The organism is Desulfosporosinus burensis (assembly GCF_054657535.1).
Window position 1 is genome coordinate 1 of record NZ_BAAHYN010000105.1, and the last position, 322, is coordinate 322.

Consider the following 322-nt stretch of genomic DNA (forward strand, 5'->3'; position numbering starts at 1 on the left):
GAACGCTTACTTTCTTGTTGGAACCCATCTTTTGCCTTTTGATCAGGCCTTGGTCATCAGCAAATCTTTATGGTTAGTCGGAGTTGTTGTTTCTTGTTTTTCTGTCATTACTATCCCATTTTTGTTATTTGTTAAACACGAGGTAAAGCCAGAGGATGCTTTAGCCAGTTGGTTGATCCCCGTCGTTCCACCCATTGTTGCTGCAGCAAGTGGTGTAAATTTGCTGCCTTATGCCGGTTCTCTGCAAACACCCATGACTTTTTTCATTATTGCCCTGTTTGGAGTTACTTTCTTTTTATTTATTATGGTGAGCAGTCTGGTC

1 protein-coding gene is annotated in these 322 nt (G+C 41.3%); it reads left to right on the top strand.

The features are described 5' to 3' along the window. Positions 1-31: 31 nt before the first annotated feature. Positions 32-322 (top strand): SLAC1 family transporter (locus ACYQ3Q_RS28595; RefSeq protein WP_459931761.1); only part of this gene is annotated, 291 nt, incomplete at its 3' end.